Origin of the sequence: Streptomyces sp. NRRL F-5126 (genome assembly GCF_000721265.1) — a bacterium.
Classification (GTDB): domain Bacteria; phylum Actinomycetota; class Actinomycetes; order Streptomycetales; family Streptomycetaceae; genus Streptomyces.
In genome coordinates, this window is sequence record NZ_JOFZ01000004.1 from 123,375 (window position 1) to 141,725 (window position 18,351).

An 18,351-nucleotide genomic window follows, 5' to 3' on the forward strand; every position below is an offset into this window, starting at 1 on the left:
CCGCCGCGCGTGCGGGGCACTTCGCGCGAAAGCGCGCCCGCACCGGCCGCGGGGACACCCTGCTGCCGACCGTGGCGAGGAACCCCGCCCGGGGCAGGGCATCCGTCCCCAGCCGACCACACCTGCGCCGGGCCGCGGGACGGCCGGTCCGCGGCGGCGCGCCGTTCCGCGTGCGGGCCCGCCGAGGCCAGGCCCGCGCCGTCAGCCGCTGACGAAGCAGAACTCGTTGCCCTCGGGGTCGTGCACCACCTGGAACTGGCCGTACGTGTCGGTGACCAGTTCGCCGAGTGCGACGGCGCCGAGCCGCACGGCCTCCGCGGTTGCCGCCGGGATGTCGCCCGCCGCCAGGTCCACGTGCACCCGGTTCTTGACGGCCTTCGGCTCGGGAACGCGCTGGAAGGCGAGGCGGGGCATGTCAGGCGGGTCGACGTACGACCAGTGGCCCTCACGGTCCACGGCCTCCGCGTCGAGCAGCGCCGCCCAGAACCGTGCCAGGGCCGAGGGATTCCCGCAGTCGAAAACGATCTCGTCGAGTCGTGCGCGCATCGCCCGATCGTAGCGGCGGCCCAGTCCGTACGGGACCGTTCACGCGGTCCGAACGAGTGGGGACGGGCAGGGCTGCGGGGCGAACCGCGCCGTGAACGCCGCCGCGTCCCAGCGTCCGCCGAGCGCGGGCGCGAGCCAGCCGGGGGACTGCGCGCGGAAGTCCGCGGGCGCCAGCGCTCCCGCGCCGTGCGGTACGGCGCCGAGCAGCGGCAGGCCGGCGACGGCGGGCAGGTCCGCGAGGTTGCACCGCTCGGCCAGGTCCGGGGTGGCCGGCCAGCTACCGACGACCGCCCCCGGCGCCGTGACCCCGCGGGCCCGCAGCGCCTCGGCCGTCAGGGCCGTCGTGTTCAGCGTGCCGAGGCCGGCGCGCACCACCACGAGGACCGACGCGGCAAGCAGCCGCGCCGCGTCCGCGAGAGTGCCGCCCTCCTCGTCGAACCGTACGAGCAGCCCGCCCGCGCCCTCGACGAGCACGAGGTCGTGGTCCGCCGCGAGGCGCCGGGCCGCCTCGGCCACGTCGGCCGGGGCCACCGGGGCCATGCCGGCCCGCCGTGCGGCTGTCGCGGGCGCCAGCGGTTCGGGGAACCGCGCGAGTTCGACGGCCGTGACGCCGCCCGCTAGCCGCGCCGCCGCCGCGACATCGCCCTCCTCGCCCGGCGCGAGCCCGGTCTGTGCGGGCTTCAGCACCGCGACCGTACGGCCCGCCGCGGCCGCGGCGGCGGCGACCGCCGCGGTCACCACCGTCTTGCCGATCTCCGTGTCCGTCCCGGAGACCACCAGCACCGTCATGTCATCCCTTCTTCGCCGCGGCGGTCACCGCGCGGCAGATCGCTGCGACGTCGTCGTCGCCCGTCACGTACGGCGGCATCGTGTAGACGAGGTCGCGGAACGGGCGCAGCCACACGCCCTCGCGGACCGCGGCGTCCGTCGCGGCCGCCATGTCCACCTCGTGGTCGAGCTGGACCACGCCGATGGCGCCGAGCACCCGCACCTCCCGCACACCGGGCAGCGCGGCGGCCTCCGCGAGGCCGCCCCTGAGCCCCGACTCGATGCGCCGCACCTCGCGCGCCCAGTCCTGGCCGAGCAGCACGTCGAGGGAGGCACAGGCGATCGCGGACGCGAGGGGGTTGGCCATGAACGTGGGGCCGTGCGCCAGTACGGGCACCTCGCCGCGCGAGATGCCGTCCGCGACACGCTCCGTGCAGAGCGTCGCGGCCATGGTCACGTATCCGCCGGTCAACGCCTTGCCCACGCACATCACGTCCGGGGCGACGGACGCCTGCTCCGCGGCGAACAGCGTGCCCGTACGCCCGAACCCGGTCGCGATCTCGTCGAAGACCAGCAGCACGTCGTTCTCGTCGCACGCCTCGCGCAGCACCCGCAGGTACGCGGGGGAGTGGAACCGCATGCCGCCCGCCCCCTGCACGACGGGCTCGACGATCACGGCCGCGGCCTCGTGCGCGTGGCGCGCGACCAGCGCGCGCAGGGCGTCCGCGTAGGTCTCGTCGAAGTCGGCGGGGGGCACGTCAGCGAAGACCTGGCGCGGCAGCGCCCCCGACCACAGCTCGTGCATGCCGCCCTCGGGGTCGCACACCGACATCGGGTGCCAGGTGTCGCCGTGGTAGCCGCCCCGCCAGGTCAGCAGCTTGCGCTTGGCGGGGCGGCCCAGGGAGCGCCAGTACTGCAGGCACATCTTGAGGGCGACCTCGACCGACACGGAACCCGAGTCGGCGAGGAAGACGTGGCGCAGCGGCTCGGGGGTGATCTCCACGAGCCGCTGCGCGAGCCGCACCGCGGGCTCGTGCGTCAGGCCGCCGAACATCACGTGGCTCATCCGCCCCAGCTGTTCGCGCGCGGCCTCGTTGAGCACGGGGTGGTTGTAGCCGTGGATCGCCGACCACCACGACGCCATGCCGTCGATCAGCTCGTCGTGGCCGTGCGCGGGCTCGGCGAGCCCGAGCCTGACCCCGGACGCCGACGCCACGACCAGCGGCTCGGCGCGGCCGGGCATCGGCCCGTACGGGTGCCACACGTGGGCCCGGTCCAGACGCAGCAGCTCAGCGGTCTCAGGCATTCGGTGCCAGGTCCGTCCCCGCGCCCCTGCGCCGCACGGCGACGAGGTCGGGACGCGCCCCGACCGCCGGGTCCTGGTCCGCGAGGGCGGCCTCGGCCGCGGCGCCGGCAGGCGCGGCGTCCGCCACCGTTCCGCACTCGGCGCCGGGGGTACCGTGCTCGCCGCACGCGGTGCCGCCTGCGCCGTGCGAACCGCACGCCGAGCCCGTACCTGCCCCGGCCGCGGCCGCCGCGCGGTGCTCCGGCAGCGTCGTCTCGTCCGCGCCCTCCACCACGAACCCCGCGTCCGCGATCATCTCCAGGTCCTTCCTGCCCTCCTGGCCCTCGCTGGTCAGGTAGTCGCCCAGGAAGATCGAGTTGACCAGGTGCAGGGCCAGCGGCTGCATCGACCTGAGATGCACCTCGCGGCCGCCTGCGAGCCTGACCTCCACGTCGGGGCAGACGAACCGCACCATCGCGAGGATCCGCAGGCAGCGCTGCGGCGTCAGGTTCCACTCCTTCGCGAGCGGGGTCCCCTCGAACGGGATGAGGAAGTTGACCGGCACCGAGTCGGGGTCCAGGTCGCGCAGCGAGAACACCACGTCCACCAGGTCCTCGTCGCGCTCGCCCATGCCCGCGATCAGCCCCGAGCAGGGGGAGAGCCCCGCCGACCTGGCGTGCCGCACGGTGTCCACCCGGTCGGCGTAGGTGTGCGTGGTCGTGATGTCCCCGTACGTGGCCTCGGAGGTGTTGAGGTTGTGGTTGTAGGCGTCCGCGCCCGCCTCCTTGAGGCGCTCGCCCTGCCCGCCGGAGAGCAGGCCGAGGCACGCGCACACCTCCACGCCCTCGTTCTCCTCCTTGATCGCCTCGATTGTTTTGGAGACCCGGTCGATGTCGCGGTCGCTCGGCCCGCGCCCGCTCGCCACCAGGCAGACCCGCTTCGCACCGCCCGCCACCCCCGCGGCGGCGGCCTCGGAAGCCTGCTCGGGCTTCAGCCACGTGTACTTGAGGATCTCCGCCGTCGAACCGAGCCGTTGCGAGCAGTACGAGCAGTCCTCCGGGCACAGCCCGGACTTGAGGTTCACCAGATAGTTGAGTTTCACCCTCCGGCCGAACCACTGGCGGCGCACCTTCCCGGCCGCCGCCACCACGTCGAGCAGTTCCTCGTCGGTCGTCGTGAGCACGGCGAGCGCCTCGTCGCGCGTCGGCAGCTCGCGCCGCAGACCCTTCTCCACCAGCGTCTTCAGCAGATCCATGGACAGATCTTCGCTCACGGCCGCATGCCGGTGCCAGGGTGGAAGTCACCAACAGGAGGCGGTCGAAGTGTGGACATGACCACACCTGCGGATGGTTTGGCGGCGGTTAGTGTCTGTCCACTGCCTACAAAAGGACCGGACGCCATGGCCTACGACCCCTTCGCCTGGACCGACGACGACGCGCGCGGCAGGGCGGCCTCGGGGCTCGTGCGCACGCTGCGCCCGCGCCCCGCGCGAGCGGACGTCCTCGACCTCGCGAGCAACGACTACCTCGGCCTCGCGCGCCACCCCGCCGTCACGCGTGCGGCGGCCGACGCCGCGCTGCGCTGGGGCGCGGGTGCGACCGGCTCGCGGCTGGTGACGGGCAGCACGCTGCTGCACGCGGAACTGGAGCGCGAACTCGCCGCTTACTGCGGCTTCGAGGCGGCGCTCGTGCTGTCGTCCGGGTACGCGGCCAACCTCGCGGCCCTGACGGCGCTGACCGCGCGCGGTTCCCTGCTCCTGTCGGACGCGGGCAACCACGCCTCGATCGTGGACGGTTGCCGCCTGTCCCGCGCCGAGACCGTCGTCGTGCCGCACGCCGACCCGGAGGCCGTGGCCAAGACACTGGACGCCCGGGGCGGCGGCCGCGCGCTGGTCGTCTCCGACGCGGTGTTCTCCGTCGACGGTGACGCGGCACCACTGGCAGCGCTCGCGCGGGTGTGCCGCGCGAGCGGCGCGGCGCTGCTCGTCGACGAGGCGCACGGCTTCGGCGTGCTCGGCCCCGGCGGGCGCGGCGCGCTGCACGCGGCGGGCTTCGCCGACCCGGCGGGCCGCGTGGCGGACGGCGTGGTGGCCACGCTCACGCTCTCCAAGTCGCTGGGCAGCCAGGGCGGTGCGGTGCTGGGCCCCGCCAGGGTCATCGACCACCTGGTCAACACCGCGCGTACGTTCATCTTCGACACCGGGCTCGCACCGGCGGCGGCCGGGGCCGCGCTCGCGTCGCTCGGGCACCTGCGGGAGCGGCCGGAACTCGCCGGCCGGGCACGCGAGGTGGCGCGTGCCCTGCACGAGGGGCTGCGTGCCGCCGGCCTGTCCGCCGTCACGCCCGACGCCGCCGTCGTCTCCGTCCGCGCGCACTCGCCGGGCGCGGCGCTCGCCTGGGCCGCCGACTGCCGGCGCGCGGGCCTCGTGGTGGGATGCTTCAGGCCGCCGTCCGTGCCGGACGGCGTCTCCCGCATCCGGCTGACCGCGCGTGCCGACCTCACCGACGCCCAGGTCGCGCAGGCCGTCCGCACGATCGCCGAAACCGCGCCCGGACGCTGAGCACCGGACGCCTGCGCCACCTTCCACCGTCAAACCCGCTCCGGTATCGAACAGTTCACCGCTTCGGGCGACAGATGCATGCATATCCCGGCGAATTGGCCATCCCGGTTGCACGATGGGGGACACGCCGGCGCGGGGCACCACCCTCCACGCCTGCGTGTGTGCCCGTACTCATGCCCGGTGGGAAAGGGACAGCCGCGCCATGGCAGACCATCAGGAAGCATCCGTCACTCTGCCGAGCGAGCCCGCCTCGGTCCCCGTGGCTCGCAGATACGTCGCGGACTGCCTCGCCGAGTGGGGGCTTCCCGGCGAGGCGGACACTGCGGAAACGGTCCGCCTGGTGGTCTCGGAGCTGGCCACCAACGCCGTCCTGCACACCTTCGGCCGCTCGCCGACCTTCACGGTCGACGTCACGCTCGACCACGACGAGGCGCTGAGGATCGGCGTCACGGACAGCCATCCGCGCTGGCCCAAGCGGCTTCCCGCGGCCGTCCAGCAGGACAACGGCCGCGGGATGGTGATCATCCGCTGGCTGGCCGCCGAGTGCGGGGGGCGGCTGACCGTCACCCCGACGCCCGAAGGCGGCAAGACCGTCTGGATCACAGTGCCCTGGGTCGCGGCGACCTGACGACGGGTCAGGCCACGCGCCCGTACCAGACGTTCTTGGTCCAGATCCGTTCGAGACGCACCGTGGAGCCGGTCTTGGGCGCGTGCCAGATCCGTCCGTGGCCCGCGTAGATGCCCACGTGGTAGGCGTATCCGTCGCTGTGGAAGAAGACCAGGTCGCCCTTGCGTCTGTGGGCGGCGGAGACGTGCCTGGTGCTGTTGTACTGCTGCTGGGTGGTGCGTGGCAGCGACTTGCCGGCCTTCTTGTACGAATAGACGGTCAGGCCCGAGCAGTCGAAGCTGTTGGGTCCTGTGGCGCCCCAGCGGTAGGGGGAGCCCTGCTTCGACGCGGCGACCTTCACGGCCTTTGTGGCGACGGCGGACGCCGCCTGCGCCTGTGACGTGCCCCCGGGGGCCACCAGCGTGCCGCCGACGGCGACGAGCGTGAGAGCCGAGACGGTGCCGGCGCGGGAGAGGAGAGACGGGACATGAACCTGCGCACTCATGCGCAACCCTTCGTCAGCCGCCTGTGAAGGGTGACCTGTCGGGTTCGGGCCAACGAAGGTGCCCGGCCGCGCGAGCGGCTTCACCCCGAGGAACGGTCGCGTGTCACGCGCCGGTCCGTAACGCTCGGGTCCTCCACTCCTGCCGATCCACTCATGTACGCACGGAATCCGGTACGGCGGCAGGACTCGGCGTCCGCCCGGACCGCCTCGCCAGGTGGCGAGGGCTTGCGACCTGTCATCGCTGGGATCCTCACGCGCCGGTGGGCGGATTCCGAGTTGAAACGGCGATATGTGAATTACCTCACGTATGGGCTGTTTGGCGGTATTCGGTTCCCAAGATGCCCGCCCGGCGCACCGATGCGGCCCTCGCACCTGCGGCGCCGTCCCTCACGCGACGCCGCGCCGTGGTCGCCCGCCGCAAGCGCGCGGCCCGCACCGCCCGGTCCGCCGCCTACGCCGAACGGGGCGGCACGGCACACCGGATTGCGCCGTTCGTGGAACGGCTCAGCCGGCCGCCGCGGGCGGGAGTGTGAGCCGGGCGGTGCGCCGCTCGCCGTCGAGCACCCGCAGCGCCCGCGCGAGCGTGGCCGCATGCAGCTCCGACTCGCCGCGCGCGTGCATGCGGGCGAGGGCGTCCCGCAGCTCGGCCGCCCGCGCGGGCAGGGCCTGCGCCGCCCGCAGCGCGCCGTACGTGTCGAGGCCGCGCGCCGGGTTGACGCGTCCCAGCAGGTCCACGACGGCCAGGTAGCCGTCCACCACATCGCCCTCGGCGCGCGTCAGCGCGGGCAGCGGCGGGAGTTCGGGAGGCAGCACGGACCGCTCACCGCCCGCGCCGCGTCGCGGCCGGGGCGGCGGCGCGGCGGTCGATGACGTGGTCCACGAGGCCGAACTCGCGTGCCGCGTGCGCGTCGAGCACCGTGTCGCGGTCGATGCGCTCTTCGATCTCGGCCGCCTCGCGGCCGGTGTGCAGGGAGAGCGCGCCGGTCAGGAACGTGCGCTGCCGCATCAGCTCCTCTGCCTGGATCGCCAGGTCGGACGGCTGGCCGCGCACCGGCTCCTCGATCGAAGGCTGCTGGAGCACGATCCGCGCACCCGGCAGCGCCATCCGCTTGCCCGGCGCGCCCGCGGCGAGCAGCAGTGCCGCGACGGAGGCGACCTGGCCGAGGCAGGTGGTCTGCACGTCGCAGGAGATGACGCGCATCGTGTCGTAGATCGAGGTCATGGCGGTCACCGAGCCGCCGGGGGAGTTGATGTAGAGCGAGATGTCCTGGTCGCTCGCCGCGTACTCCAGGTGCAGCAGCTGTGCGATCACGTCGTTGGCGGCGGTCTCGTCGATCGGCGTGCCGAGGAAGACGATCCGGCCCTCCATCAGCTTCGAGTACGGGTCGAGCGTGCGTGTCCCGTAGCTGGTGCGCTCGGTGAACTGCGGAAGGACGTAGCGGGCCGACGGCTGGTGCATGGCACTCTGCCTCTCCGTGAAGGACATTACAGGACGTACAAAATGTACAGAACTATGATGGGGACTATGGCCCACGAGATTCCGGTGACGCAAGCCCGCGCAGAGTTCGCCGAGCTGATCAACCGCGTCGTCTACGGCGGGGAGCGCGTGGTCGTCACCCGGCACGGGAAGCCCCTGGTCGCCCTGGTGTCGGCGGCTGACCTGGAGTTCCTCGAGACCGCCGGGGAGGGAGCGGACGAGCCGCCGGTGCGCGCGGTCTCCACCGTCCACGACCGTGCGTCCGCTGCGGGCGAACGGCCCAGGTTCGGGATCGCCGCGCACTACACCGGAGAGCACTACACCGGCGAGCACCCGCAGAAGGAGTGAGTGGGCACCGCGTCCGGAGGGCGGGCCCGGCCCGAAAGCCCGGCCCGCCGCTGCTCATGTCAGCCGTGCTCCGCGAGCCACGCGTCCTCCGCCGCGTAGTCGAACAGGCCGTCCCCGTACGCCCGCGCCATGACGGGGAACGCGTCCCGCCAGTCGGCGTGGCGGGCCAGCCGCGCGGTGAGGTCCTCGACGGTCGCGGGCAGCGAGGCCGCGTAGCCGGTCACGGGGCGGTAGCCGAGTACATTCCGTGCCCGCGTCATGTCCGACACCACCGGATGCGGCACCGACCAGGGCGTGTCCCCGACGTTCTCGGCCGGCGGCGCGCCGTCGACCAGCACCGTCTCGGTCTCGACGCCCATCACCCGGTCGATCGCCGCGCCGATCTCGGCCACCGTCGGCGTGTCGGGACCTGAGGCGTTCAGCACGCCCGCGCCGGGGTGCAGCGCCGAAAGCCTGATCAGCTCCGCGACGTCGGACGTGTGCACCGGCTGGAATCGGCTCTCGCCGCCGTGGGCGAGCACGCGCCGCCGCCGCCCGTCCAGCGCGCGCTTGACGAAGTACAGCTCGCGCGGGGTGCGGCAGTGCGGGCCGTGGACCGCGCCGGCCCGCAGCACGGTGACGGGCAGCCGGCCGGCCCCCGCGAGCAACTCCTGTTCGAGCCGTACCTTGCGGGCGCCGTAGGTGGACCCGCCCGGCGCCACCGTGCGCTGCGTCTCGGGGATCGGCACCGGGTAGCGGGGGAAGCCGCCAGGCTCCTCCTGCGTGTCGAAGCTGCGGCCCTCGCTGTCCTCGTACACCGCCGCGGTCGAGATGACGACCGCGGAGCCGACGCACCCCGCCGATCGGGCCAGTTGCGCCGCGTGCGTCTCGTCGAACGCCACCAGGTCCACGAGGACGTCGCACCCGTCCCCGATCACCGCGTCGAACGCGGCGTCGTCCGCGCGGTCCAGCGCCACGGCGCGCACCTCCCGTGGCCACGCCTCGTCCCTGCCGCCGCCCCGCGAGGCGGCGGTCACCTGCCAGCCGTCCGCCGCCAGCGCCGCCACCGCGGGCCGGCCGATCTGCCCGGCGGCTCCTATCACCACTGCGTTCCCTCGTGTCATGCCGGGAACGCTACGGACGCCGCGGGGTCCGCGGCAGGTGTGTTCGCCGGTCGCGGATCCGCTGTCGGCCGACACGTTCCCCGTGCCGGACGCCCGGCACGGGGAAGACGGTCAGCCGCCGCAGAAGCAAGCCGTCATCTCAACTCGCGTACGGGCATGGTGTAAATGCCCCGTCCGTGAGTGGCGGCGTACAGCTTGCCGTCGGGGCCGACCTCCAGTTGCAGCACGGCCACCGCAGGCAGGTCGCCGACGCGCTTCCACGCCCTGGAGTGCGGGCCGCGGTAGACGACACCGAGGTCGGTCGCGACGGCGAGGCCGCCGCCCGGCAGGAACACCGCCGAGTCGGCCGGCACGTCGGGGAAGTCGCCGGACACGTCCTTCCATGTCGTGCCCCCGTCCCTCGACTCGAAGACGTGGCCGACGCCCGCGCCGGGCCCCTCCGTCCACTGGCGGGAGAAGCCGTTGACGGTGAGGTACACGTGCTGTGCGTCCTCGGGGTCGATCGCCAGGCTGCTCAGGTACCGGTTGGGCACCGTGCCCGTGACCGGCAGGCCGACCTGGTGCCAGCCGGTACCGTCCGCGTTGCCGACGGCGATCCCGCGCGTGAAGCCCTGGCTGTCGCACGGGCCGCACCAGGCGGCGTAGACCTTGCCGCCCGAGGACGCGACGGCCGTCGCCGTGTGGCCCTTGCCGAGGTCGAACGCGCTGGTCCACTCGGAGCCGCTGCGGATGGCGTAGCCCTTGCTCTGCACCCACACGTGGCGGCCGCCCGCGACCCACACGTCGCCGTTCTTGATGTCGGCCGACATCGGCGCGACGAACCGCGCCTCACCGCTCGCGCTGTCCGGCGGCGCCACGGAGTACGAGGTCGCCTTGGACGGGTCGTCCTCCCACGCGCCGTTGTTGACGCCGCAGTCCTGGGTGACCTGGATGTCCAGGTCCACGTAGGCCTGGGCGATGTTGCAGCCGTCGGCGGGGTCGGTGATCGTCGTCGTGCCGTCGCCGCCGAAGTTGGAGCCCATCACACGGTCGCCCGCGCGCAACTCCGACTGGCCGTTGTCCTGGAGCCCGCCGGTGACGGAGACGCCGCCGCGGCGGGCGAGGTCCTTGCCGACGCCCACCGAGTAGTACTGGAGCGTGTCGATGGTGCCGTCGTTCAGGGACTTCCAGTCCGTGGCGTGCCCGGCGGCGTCCTTCGACCCGTTCAGCGGGCGGCGGTACGCGCCGCCGTCATTGCCCACGTACACATAGGACTTGCCGTGGTAGCGGCCGATCGCGACGCCGTGCTGGTCGGAGTGCGTCGTCTGGTTGCAGGTACCCGTCTGCTCCGACGGGTCGATGCTCCAGCACGAGAAGCCGAAGTTCCAGTACGGGCCGACGGTCGACCAGCCGGACCCGCCGTCCGTGGACTCGAAGACCTCTTCGAGACCCGCGTACACGTGGTCGGAATCGCCCGGGTCCACGGCGAGGAACTGGTTGTACCAGGCCTGCACGCCGGGCATGAAGCCCGGGTCCGTGAGCGCCGAGCCCGACGCGCTGAGCTTGTGGTAGTCGGCGGTCTTCGTCCACGGGCCGAACGGAGAGCCGGACTTCGACACGTAGATGCCTTCGAGCGAGCTGTCCGGGTTGTCGGAGAGCTGCTCGGGCGACTGGCCGATCGCGTAGTAGCGGGACCCGTCGGCGGACGCGGCGAAGGTGACCTCGCCGACGTCGTCGGGGTTCGTCGGCAGGTCGCCGAGGCCGGTGGTCACCTTCTGCCAGGTGCCGTCCTTCCTGGCGTAGAAGCCGTTGTAGTCGTCACCGCTGCGCCAGCCGACCGCGAGCAGGACCTTGGAGGGGTCCCTCGGGTCGACCGCGATGTCGTTGGTGATGTTCTTGTACGGGGCCTCGGGGTCGTTCGCCTTGGAGTGCCCCGGCAAGTAGTCGGGGTTCGGGGCGTACTCCAGTTTCCAGTGGCCCGAGAGGTGCCGCGTGGAGTGGCTCCACACGCCCTCGCTCGTCGCGGCCCACACCTTGCCCGCGCCGAAGCGCAGCTGGTGGATGGTCGTGCTCTCCAGCTCGTCGCCGCCGACCCGGCTGCGCCGGGAGAACGTCCCGTGGTGCGGCCTCGACAGCACGTACACCCCGGTGCCGAGGTACGCGTCCGCGTTGGTCGTGGCCTCGCCGGTGCCGAGCCACAGCCGGCCCGACGTGTCGAGGGCGAGCGCGCCGGTGGCCTGTGTGGGCAGCTTGTCGCTGATGGGCGTCCAGTGGCCGCCCCCGCTCCTCGACCGCCACACGCCGCCGCCCGCGCTGCCCGCGTAGACGTAGCCGTCGTCGTCCGCCGCCATCGCGGCCATCCGGCCGGTGACGAATCCGGAGCCGCCGCTGGAGTTGGAGTCGATGTCCCGGTAGCGCGGGTCGTCCGAGTTGTAGGGCAGGTCCGTGATGTTCCGCCACCTGCCGCCGGTGCGGTGCAGGGACTGCAGGCTGTCCCACGCGGCGCCGAAGGCACCGGGCGCGACCACGCCGGGTGCTGTGCGGGCCTGCGCGAACTGGGCCGCGCCCTCCGCTATCTCGTCCGACTCGTTCCCGCCGTCGGGGTCGCCGCCGTCCTCGTCCCTGGCCGCCGTGTGCGGCGTGAGGGCCCCGGCGGACGCGAGGCGCTGCTGGGCGACGCCGGCCATGGTGCGGGGGCCGAAGGGCTGGTGCGTGCCGCCCGGCGCGGCACTCGCCGGTAGGGCGATCAGCGCGGCGGACGCGGTGACGGCGCAGATCGTGAGCCGTCGTCTCTTGCGGGTGGGTGATGCCACCTTGCTTCCTCCCGAGGGTGCCTTCTGGAATGGCGCGTTCAGACCTGATCACAGCGCTGTTCACAAGTAGCCCGCCGGTGCGATGATTTGGGGCAAAATTGACGAGAACCTGCCACTGATGGAGGCGTGACTCGTCCGGAACAGGATCCGCGCGCCCCCGCGCGGGTACGCCCGAACGGCCTCGTGCGGTGGCCGCCCGATGCACCGCGGGGTGCACTGGTCGCGACCCTCCTCACCGCAAACCCGGAGTGACCATGCCGTTCCCGACCCGCACCGGCGCAGCCGCGGCCTCGTGCGCCCTCGGCGTCCTCGCCCTCGCCGGCTGCTCAGGCGGCGGCAACGGCTCGTCGGGCAACAGCTCGGCCCGGGCCAGCGCCAACGCCTCGCCCTCGTCGCCCGCGGCGTCGTCCGCCGCCAGTTCCGCGCCCGCGGCCGGCAAAGCGACCATCACCATCGACAACTTCCACTTCAAGCCCCCGAAGCTGACGGTGAGGGCCGGGTCCACCGTCACCGTGACCAACAAGGACTCGACCGACCACACGGTCACGGCGACGGGTAGCGGCTCGTTCGACACCGGGCACATCGCGCCCGGCGCGACGAAGACCTTCAAGGCGCCCGCCAAAGCAGGTTCCTACCCGTACGACTGTTCCATTCACCCCTTCATGAAGGGCACACTCACCGTCAGTTGAGGGGAGCAGTCATGAGAGGCGACACACACGCGGGACGCTTCCCGCGCGGAACAGCACGCGTACTCGCCGCCGCCGGCCTCGCTGTCGACGCGTACATGCACGCCCATCTCGCCGACCGCTACGACGCCGTCAGCGAGAGCATCAGCCAGGGGACCCTGTTCCGCATCGAGGCGGCTCTCGCGGCTCTCGCCGCGCTGCTCGTGCTCGTCTGGCGCCGGCGGCTCGGAGACCTGTTCGCGTGGGCCGTGGCGGCGGGCGGCCTCGCCCTGCTGCTCGTCTACCGCTACATCGACGTGGGGACGCTCGGCCCGATCCCGGACATGTACGAGCCGATCTGGTACCGCGACAAGAACATCACGGTCGTCGCGCAGGCCGTCGCGATCCTCGCCACCGTCTTCCTGCTGCTGTACCGCCCGAGCCGCGTGCGCGCCCACGGCGGCGGCAGACACGCCTCGTACTGACCCGCAGCCCCTCCCCGCCGCCCGCCACGCCACCCGTGCGCCCGCGCCCGCGGCGCGCGCCTCACCACGCGCCGGTGTGACTGTCGATCCGGCGCTGTGAAAAGGGAGTTCCGTTCCCGATCGGTAACGTCACCTGGGCAGTCCGCGTACCGTCGCGCGGAGTAGTGTGAAAACGTCGGCGGCAGGGGGTCGCCGAACATCTCCGGTCCCGGCCGGACGGGTGGGTGGAGGTGGGGCAACGATCGATGTCCGATACAGACAACTCGTCCGCGAGCCCGGTGGGAGCGATCGGGCACATCACCGTCCCCATCCCGCAGGACGGTTTCGGCGAGGTACTGGTGGCCGTACGGGGCGGCTCCGAGGCCTACGCGGCCTGGGCGGAACAGCCGATCGGCAAACACATCCGGGTGTTGGTCACCGAGTGCATCTCGGCACGCTCGGTGATCGTGGAGCCCCTTCCTCTGTGACCACCGACCACATGTATGCGACAGGAGTCCTCCCATGTTGTTCTGGCGTGTTCCCGCGCCCAACGAGGCAATGCTCATCTCCGGCTCGAAACGGCGGCGGGACGACACCCAATTCCGCATCGTCACCGGGCACGGCAGCTTCGTCCTGCCGGTCAAGCAGAAGGCCCGCATGCTGTCGCTCGCGCTGCGCGAGGCCGAGATCGCCGAGGAGTGCGTCACCCAGCAGGGCATCCTGCTGACCGTCCGGGCCGTCGCCGTGTTCAAGGTCGGCGACGACTCGGTGTCGATCGCCAACGCCGCACGCAGGTTCCTCACCGAGCAGGACCGCATGGAGGAACTGGTCGGCCGGATCTTCGCGGGCCACCTGCGGTCCATCATCGGCGGCCTCACCGTCGAGCAGATCATCCGGGAGCGCGACAGGGTCTCCCAGGAGGTCAAGGCGGGCAGCCACAGCGAGATGGAGAAGCTCGGCATCGTCGTCGACGCCCTCCAGATCCAGGAGATCGCCGACGCCACCGGCTACATCGAGAACCTCGCCGCGCCGCACGCCGCCGCGGTCGCGAGCCAGGCGCGTATCGCCGCCGCGCGAGCCGACCAGCAGGCCGCCGAGCGCGAGCAGGAGGCCGCCGCGCTGAAGGCCGCGTACGAACGTGACACGGCGATCAAGCGCGCCGGGTTCCAGGCGGAGACGGAGCAGGCCGCGGCGCGCGCGAGCCAGGCCGGGCCGCTCGCCCAGGCCACCGCGTCGCACCAGGTCATCGACGCGCAGACGGAGCTGGCCGAGCGCCAGGCCAGGCTCGCGGCGCAGCGCCTTGAGGCGGAGGTCAGGCGCCCCGCCGACGCCGAGGCCTACCGGCAGCGGACGCTGGCCGAGGCCAACCGCGACCGCGCGAAGGCCGAGGCGGACGGCAACGCGTACGCGGAGCGCACGCTCGCCCAGGCGCAGGCCGACGCGAACGCGGCGCGCGCCGAGTCCCTGAAGAACGGCAACCAGGAGGTCATCGCGGCCAACCGCGTGGTCGAGGTCCTGCCGGAGCTCGCCGAGGCGGCCGCCAGGGGTATGCAGGGCGCGAACGTGACCGTGCTCAACGGCACTGACGGGCTCAACGAGATGGTGGCGGGCCTGGTCAGCCAGGGCATGGCCATCCTCAACACGCTCCGCGCGGGGACCGGCAGCGGCCAGGGCGGGAACGACCGCGGCGGCGACACAGCCCCCGGATCGGAGCTCCAGACCCGGGAGCAGTCGCGCAACGGCTCCGCCGCCCCGGCACGCAGGGGCGACTCCGAGGAGTGACACGCCGCGTCGCGCACGAGCGGCCGCGCACCGTCCACCGGTGCGCGGCCGCTCGCGTACGCGGCTCTCGCCGCCGTGGCTTCCCGCGCGGCTCAGCGGCGGCGGGTCGCGATCATGCCCATCGTGACCATCCCGAGCACCACCCAGCCGAACCACAGCCACCCGCTGCTGCCGAGTGCCACCGTGTACGCGGTGACCACCACAAGGGCGATCACGGTGATCACACCCATGCTCTTCGTGGCTCCGGACATCGACGTCCTCCTCCCGCCCCGACCGTGCCCCCATCCTGGCCCGGCCGGGCCCCGCGGCGCCACCGTCCGCGGACGATCGGGCGGCTACCGCCCGCGGGCCTGGAGCGCCGCCAGGTAGTCGTTGTACGCGGCGAGCTGCTTGTCGCCGTCCCGTTCGGCGGCCCGGTCCGTGCGGCGTGCCTCCCGCTGGTCGGACTTGTACCACTGGAAGACGAGGGCGATCAGCACCAGCACCGACGGCACCTCGCTGAAGGCCCAGGCGATGCCGCCCGCCGCCGTCTGGTCGGACAGCGCGCTGATGCCGAGCGACGCCGCCGGATGCTTGTACACGTTGATCATCGGCTCGCTGGCCATCATCAGCGCGATGCCGAAGAAGGCGTGGAACGGCATCCCTGCGAACAGTTCGAGGATTCGCATCAGGTAGCCCGACCTGTGCGGGCCCGGGTCGATGCCCATGATCGGCCAGAAGAACAGCAGGCCCACCGCGAGGAAGTGCACCATCATCACGATGTGCCCCGTCTCGGAGCGCATCAGGAAGTCGAAGATGGGCGTGAAGTACAGGCCGTAGAGGCTCGCGATGAAGATCGGGATCGTGAACCCCGGGTGCGAGATCACCCGCACGAACCTGCTGTGCAGCAGCATCAGCAGCAGCTCGCGCGGCCCCTTGCTGCCGCGCCTGGCCGCCACGGGCAGGGCACGCAGCGCCAGGGTCACGGGGGCGCCGAGCAGCAGCAGGATGGGCGAGACCATGCTGATGATCATGTGCTGGATCATGTGCACGCTGAACATGGCCATGCCGTAGGTGTTCAGGCCCGTGCACATCGTCACGCCGACCGTCAGGACGCCGAAGAAGAACGCGACCTGCCGCCCCACCGGCCACGCGTCCCCGCGCCGCACCAGCCGCGCCACGCCCCACCCGTACAGCACGACGGCCAGGCAGCAGCCCACGAGGAAGAACGGGTCCGACGCGTAGGCGAACGCTCGGCCCACCGTGAACGGCGGCAGATCCGTCATCATGCCGTGCATGCCGTGATCCATCCGCGTGCTCCAGGGGGCGTGATTCGTGCCTGATGTCCGCACCCAGACTAGAACCGCCCCCGGCCGCTGCCGCGGGCGGGGGCGGTACCGGCACGCCCGGGGCGCCGGCCGTCAGTGGCGCGGCGTCACAGCACGCACTCCGCCTCCGCGTAGCGCTCGGCCGGGACCGTCTTCAACGTCTCGACGGCCTCGGCCAGCGGCACCATGTCGATGTCCGTGCCGTGCAGCGCGGTCAGCATGCCGAACTCGCCGCGATGCGCCGCCTCGACCGCGTGCCAGCCGAACCGGGTCGCCAGCACCCTGTCGTACGCCGTCGGCGTGCCGCCGCGCTGGACGTGCCCGAGGATCACCGGACGCGCCTCCTTGTCGAGGCGCTGTTCGAGCTCGACGGCGAGCTGCCCCGCGACCCCGGCGAACCGCTCGTGGCCGTAGATGTCCGTGCCGCCCTCGTCGAACTCCATGGAGCCCTCGCGCGGCTTCGCGCCCTCGGCGACCACCACGATCGCGAACCGCTTCCCCGCCGAGAACCGCTTGCCGACGAGCGCCGTGAGCTCGCCGATGTCGAAGGGCCGCTCGGGCACGACGATGGCGTGCGCGCCGGCCGCCATCCCCGAGTGCAGCGCGATCCAGCCGGTGTGCCGCCCCATCACCTCCACGATCAGCACGCGCTGGTGCGACTCGGCGGTGGTCTTGAGGCGGTCGAGGGCCTCCGTCGCGACGCCGACGGCCGTGTCGAAGCCGAACGTCACGTCGGTGGAGGCGATGTCGTTGTCGATGGTCTTCGGCACGCCGACGATCGGCAGCCCCGCCTCGGACAGCAGGTTCGCCGCCTTCAGCGTGCCCTCGCCGCCGATCGGGATGATCACGTCGAGGCCGAGGTCCGCGACGTGTCCCCTGGCGCGTTCGACGCCGTCGCGCAGGTGCGCGGGCTGGACACGGGACGAGCCGAGGATGGTGCCGCCACGGGCCAGGATGCCGCCGACGGCGTCAAGGTCGAGCTTGCGGTAGTCGCACTCCAGGAGGCCTTTCCAGCCGTCGTGGAACCCGATCACCTCGTCGCCGTGGTCGACGACGGCGCGGTGGACGACGGACCTGATCACCGCGTTGAGGCCGGGGCAGTCACCGCCGGAGGTGAGGACACCAATTCGCATGGCCCGGACAACCTTTGCAACGTGTGTGGGGCGATGCCGGACCCCGTCGTCCGGTCTGATCGCCGCCACCCTACCGGCGCACGGCGGCCCCGCCGAACCCGGCGTCCGCCTGCTGGACAGGCGGGCGCCCGAACGGCCCCCCGGCCCGCTCACATGACGAAGGCGCTGCTCAGGAGGGGTGCGCGCGAGGCCGAACGAAGCGCTCAGGTGTGCGCCCCGCGCGCTCAGGCGGGCTGGGTCAGGCGGGCTGCGTCGCGGCGCCGATCCGCTCGTTTCGCAGCGCGTCGTACCACCGCTCGTCCACCGGCGGCAGCGCGTTCACGTCGAGGGCCAACTTCAGCAGCAGGTCCGCGATGTGCGGGTTGCGCGCCATGACGGGGCCGTGCATGTACGTGCCGAACACCGTGTCGTTGAACGCGCCTTCGGTGCCGTCGCCCGTGCCGTTGCCCCTGCCGAGCCTGGTGCGCGCGAACGGCCGCGCCGACGGGCCGAGGTGGGTGATGCCCTGGTGGTTCTCGAACCCGGTCAGCGGCGGCAGGTTGAGGTTCGGGTCGATGTCCGCCAGGACGTCGCCGACGCAGCGCTCGCCCTCGCCGCGCGTGGAGACCACGTCGAGCAGGCCGAGGCCCGCCTCGCGCTGCCCCAGGTCGTTGACGAACTCGTGGCCGAGGATCTGGTAGCCCGCGCACACCGAGAAGACGATCGCGCCGTTGGCGACGGCACGGTTCAGCCCGCCGTCCCTGCGCAGCCGCTCGGCGGCGAGCCGCTGCGGCCGGTCCTCGCCGCCGCCGATCAGATAGATGTCGCCTGACGTCGGCACCGGCTGGTCGCTGCGCACGTCGACGCGTGAGACGTTCAGCCGGCGCTGGTGCGCGCGCCGCTCCACGACCAGCGCGTTGCCCTGGTCCCCGTACGTGCTCAGCAGGTCCGGGTAGATCCACACCAGCCTGAGGCTGCTGTCGGTCATGCTCGCTCGTTCCTCTCGGTGGGGCCGTTCGTTGGGTCCGCT

General features: G+C 72.6%; 20 protein-coding genes and 1 riboswitch. Of the genes, 7 read left to right on the forward strand and 13 right to left on the reverse strand.

The features are described 5' to 3' along the window. Positions 1–201: 201 nt before the first annotated feature. From IH48_RS0108990 to bioB, 4 genes are read right to left on the reverse strand one after another with little or no spacing between them, the layout of a single operon-like run. Positions 202–546 carry a VOC family protein gene (locus IH48_RS0108990; RefSeq protein ID WP_030901543.1) on the reverse strand — a complete coding sequence of 115 codons (345 nt, stop codon included), beginning with the start codon at positions 544–546 and terminating at the stop codon, positions 202–204. Positions 547–585: 39 nt separating this feature from the next. Continuing rightward, a complete protein-coding gene (gene bioD, locus IH48_RS0108995) occupies positions 586–1,335 on the reverse strand; it encodes a dethiobiotin synthase (protein WP_030901545.1) in 750 nt (249 codons plus the stop codon). 1 nt (position 1,336) lies between these two features. Then, positions 1,337–2,620, reverse strand: a complete 1,284-nt coding sequence (locus tag IH48_RS0109000) for an adenosylmethionine--8-amino-7-oxononanoate transaminase (protein ID WP_030901547.1) — start codon at positions 2,618–2,620, stop codon at positions 1,337–1,339. Beyond that, positions 2,613–3,854 carry a biotin synthase BioB gene (gene bioB / locus IH48_RS0109005; protein WP_030901549.1) on the reverse strand — a complete coding sequence of 414 codons (1,242 nt, stop codon included), beginning with the start codon at positions 3,852–3,854 and terminating at the stop codon, positions 2,613–2,615. Before bioB ends, IH48_RS0109000 begins: the two co-directional genes overlap by 8 nt. A gap of 144 nt (positions 3,855–3,998) precedes the next feature. Between bioB and IH48_RS0109010 the strand changes: the two genes are divergently transcribed. Beyond that, the gene (locus tag IH48_RS0109010) at positions 3,999–5,159 is read left to right on the forward strand and encodes an 8-amino-7-oxononanoate synthase (protein ID WP_030901551.1); all 1,161 of its coding nucleotides are present in this window, start codon (positions 3,999–4,001) and stop codon (positions 5,157–5,159) included. A gap of 202 nt (positions 5,160–5,361) precedes the next feature. Further along, entirely contained in the window at positions 5,362–5,787 is a 426-nt protein-coding gene (locus tag IH48_RS0109015; protein WP_030901553.1) for an ATP-binding protein, read from the forward strand. Positions 5,788–5,794: 7 nt separating this feature from the next. On the opposite strand, the gene IH48_RS0109020 is transcribed toward IH48_RS0109015, so the two are convergent. The 3 genes from IH48_RS0109020 to IH48_RS0109035 form a co-directional block, all read right to left on the reverse strand. After that, on the reverse strand, positions 5,795–6,271 hold the full coding sequence (locus IH48_RS0109020) for a C40 family peptidase (RefSeq protein WP_030901555.1): 477 nt from the start codon (positions 6,269–6,271) through the stop codon (positions 5,795–5,797). Positions 6,272–6,274: 3 nt separating this feature from the next. Next, positions 6,275–6,455, reverse strand: a riboswitch (cyclic di-AMP (ydaO/yuaA leader). Positions 6,456–6,775: 320 nt separating this feature from the next. Further along, on the reverse strand, positions 6,776–7,084 hold the full coding sequence (locus IH48_RS0109030; RefSeq protein ID WP_037841417.1) for a hypothetical protein: 309 nt from the start codon (positions 7,082–7,084) through the stop codon (positions 6,776–6,778). Between the two features lie 7 nt (positions 7,085–7,091). Then, complete coding sequence (locus IH48_RS0109035; protein WP_030901560.1) at positions 7,092–7,730, reverse strand: ATP-dependent Clp protease proteolytic subunit; 639 nt, start codon at positions 7,728–7,730, stop codon at positions 7,092–7,094. Between the two features lie 66 nt (positions 7,731–7,796). Here IH48_RS0109035 and IH48_RS0109040 point away from each other — a divergent pair, with 66 nt between their 5' ends. After that, positions 7,797–8,096: a type II toxin-antitoxin system Phd/YefM family antitoxin gene (locus tag IH48_RS0109040; RefSeq protein WP_030901562.1), complete on the forward strand. Its 300-nt coding sequence runs from the start codon at positions 7,797–7,799 to the stop codon at positions 8,094–8,096. 59 nt (positions 8,097–8,155) lie between these two features. On the opposite strand, the gene IH48_RS0109045 is transcribed toward IH48_RS0109040, so the two are convergent. Both IH48_RS0109045 and IH48_RS0109050 read right to left on the reverse strand, forming a co-directional pair. Further along, positions 8,156–9,199, reverse strand: a complete 1,044-nt coding sequence (locus IH48_RS0109045; protein WP_051839435.1) for an NAD-dependent epimerase/dehydratase family protein — start codon at positions 9,197–9,199, stop codon at positions 8,156–8,158. Between the two features lie 134 nt (positions 9,200–9,333). Next, a complete protein-coding gene (locus IH48_RS0109050; protein ID WP_030901567.1) occupies positions 9,334–11,991 on the reverse strand; it encodes a glycosyl hydrolase in 2,658 nt (885 codons plus the stop codon). A 254-nt stretch (positions 11,992–12,245) separates the two neighbouring features. On the opposite strand from IH48_RS0109050, the gene IH48_RS0109055 reads away from it, so the two are divergent. The 4 genes from IH48_RS0109055 to IH48_RS0109070 all read left to right on the forward strand — a co-directional run bounded on the left by IH48_RS0109055 (position 12,246) and on the right by IH48_RS0109070 (position 14,902). Next, positions 12,246–12,680 (forward strand): cupredoxin domain-containing protein, encoded by a 435-nt coding sequence (locus tag IH48_RS0109055; RefSeq protein WP_030901569.1) that lies wholly within the window; start codon positions 12,246–12,248, stop codon positions 12,678–12,680. An 11-nt stretch (positions 12,681–12,691) separates the two neighbouring features. Continuing rightward, a complete protein-coding gene (locus IH48_RS0109060) occupies positions 12,692–13,141 on the forward strand; it encodes a hypothetical protein (RefSeq protein WP_107059267.1) in 450 nt (149 codons plus the stop codon). Positions 13,142–13,386: 245 nt separating this feature from the next. Further along, positions 13,387–13,608 carry a hypothetical protein gene (locus tag IH48_RS0109065; RefSeq protein WP_030901572.1) on the forward strand — a complete coding sequence of 74 codons (222 nt, stop codon included), beginning with the start codon at positions 13,387–13,389 and terminating at the stop codon, positions 13,606–13,608. Positions 13,609–13,642: 34 nt separating this feature from the next. Continuing rightward, positions 13,643–14,902, forward strand: coding sequence for an SPFH domain-containing protein (locus IH48_RS0109070; protein WP_030901573.1), 1,260 nt, complete (start codon positions 13,643–13,645; stop codon positions 14,900–14,902). A gap of 92 nt (positions 14,903–14,994) precedes the next feature. On the opposite strand, the gene IH48_RS36565 is transcribed toward IH48_RS0109070, so the two are convergent. The 4 genes from IH48_RS36565 to IH48_RS0109090 form a co-directional block, all read right to left on the reverse strand. Beyond that, positions 14,995–15,153, reverse strand: a complete 159-nt coding sequence (locus IH48_RS36565) for a hypothetical protein (RefSeq protein ID WP_037841419.1) — start codon at positions 15,151–15,153, stop codon at positions 14,995–14,997. 84 nt (positions 15,154–15,237) lie between these two features. Continuing rightward, a complete protein-coding gene (locus tag IH48_RS0109080; RefSeq protein WP_030901574.1) occupies positions 15,238–16,191 on the reverse strand; it encodes a cytochrome c oxidase assembly protein in 954 nt (317 codons plus the stop codon). Between the two features lie 125 nt (positions 16,192–16,316). Next, positions 16,317–17,342: a 6-phosphofructokinase gene (locus IH48_RS0109085; RefSeq protein WP_030901575.1), complete on the reverse strand. Its 1,026-nt coding sequence runs from the start codon at positions 17,340–17,342 to the stop codon at positions 16,317–16,319. A 238-nt stretch (positions 17,343–17,580) separates the two neighbouring features. After that, positions 17,581–18,309 carry a type 1 glutamine amidotransferase gene (locus IH48_RS0109090; RefSeq protein WP_030901577.1) on the reverse strand — a complete coding sequence of 243 codons (729 nt, stop codon included), beginning with the start codon at positions 18,307–18,309 and terminating at the stop codon, positions 17,581–17,583. Positions 18,310–18,351: the final 42 nt, after the last annotated feature.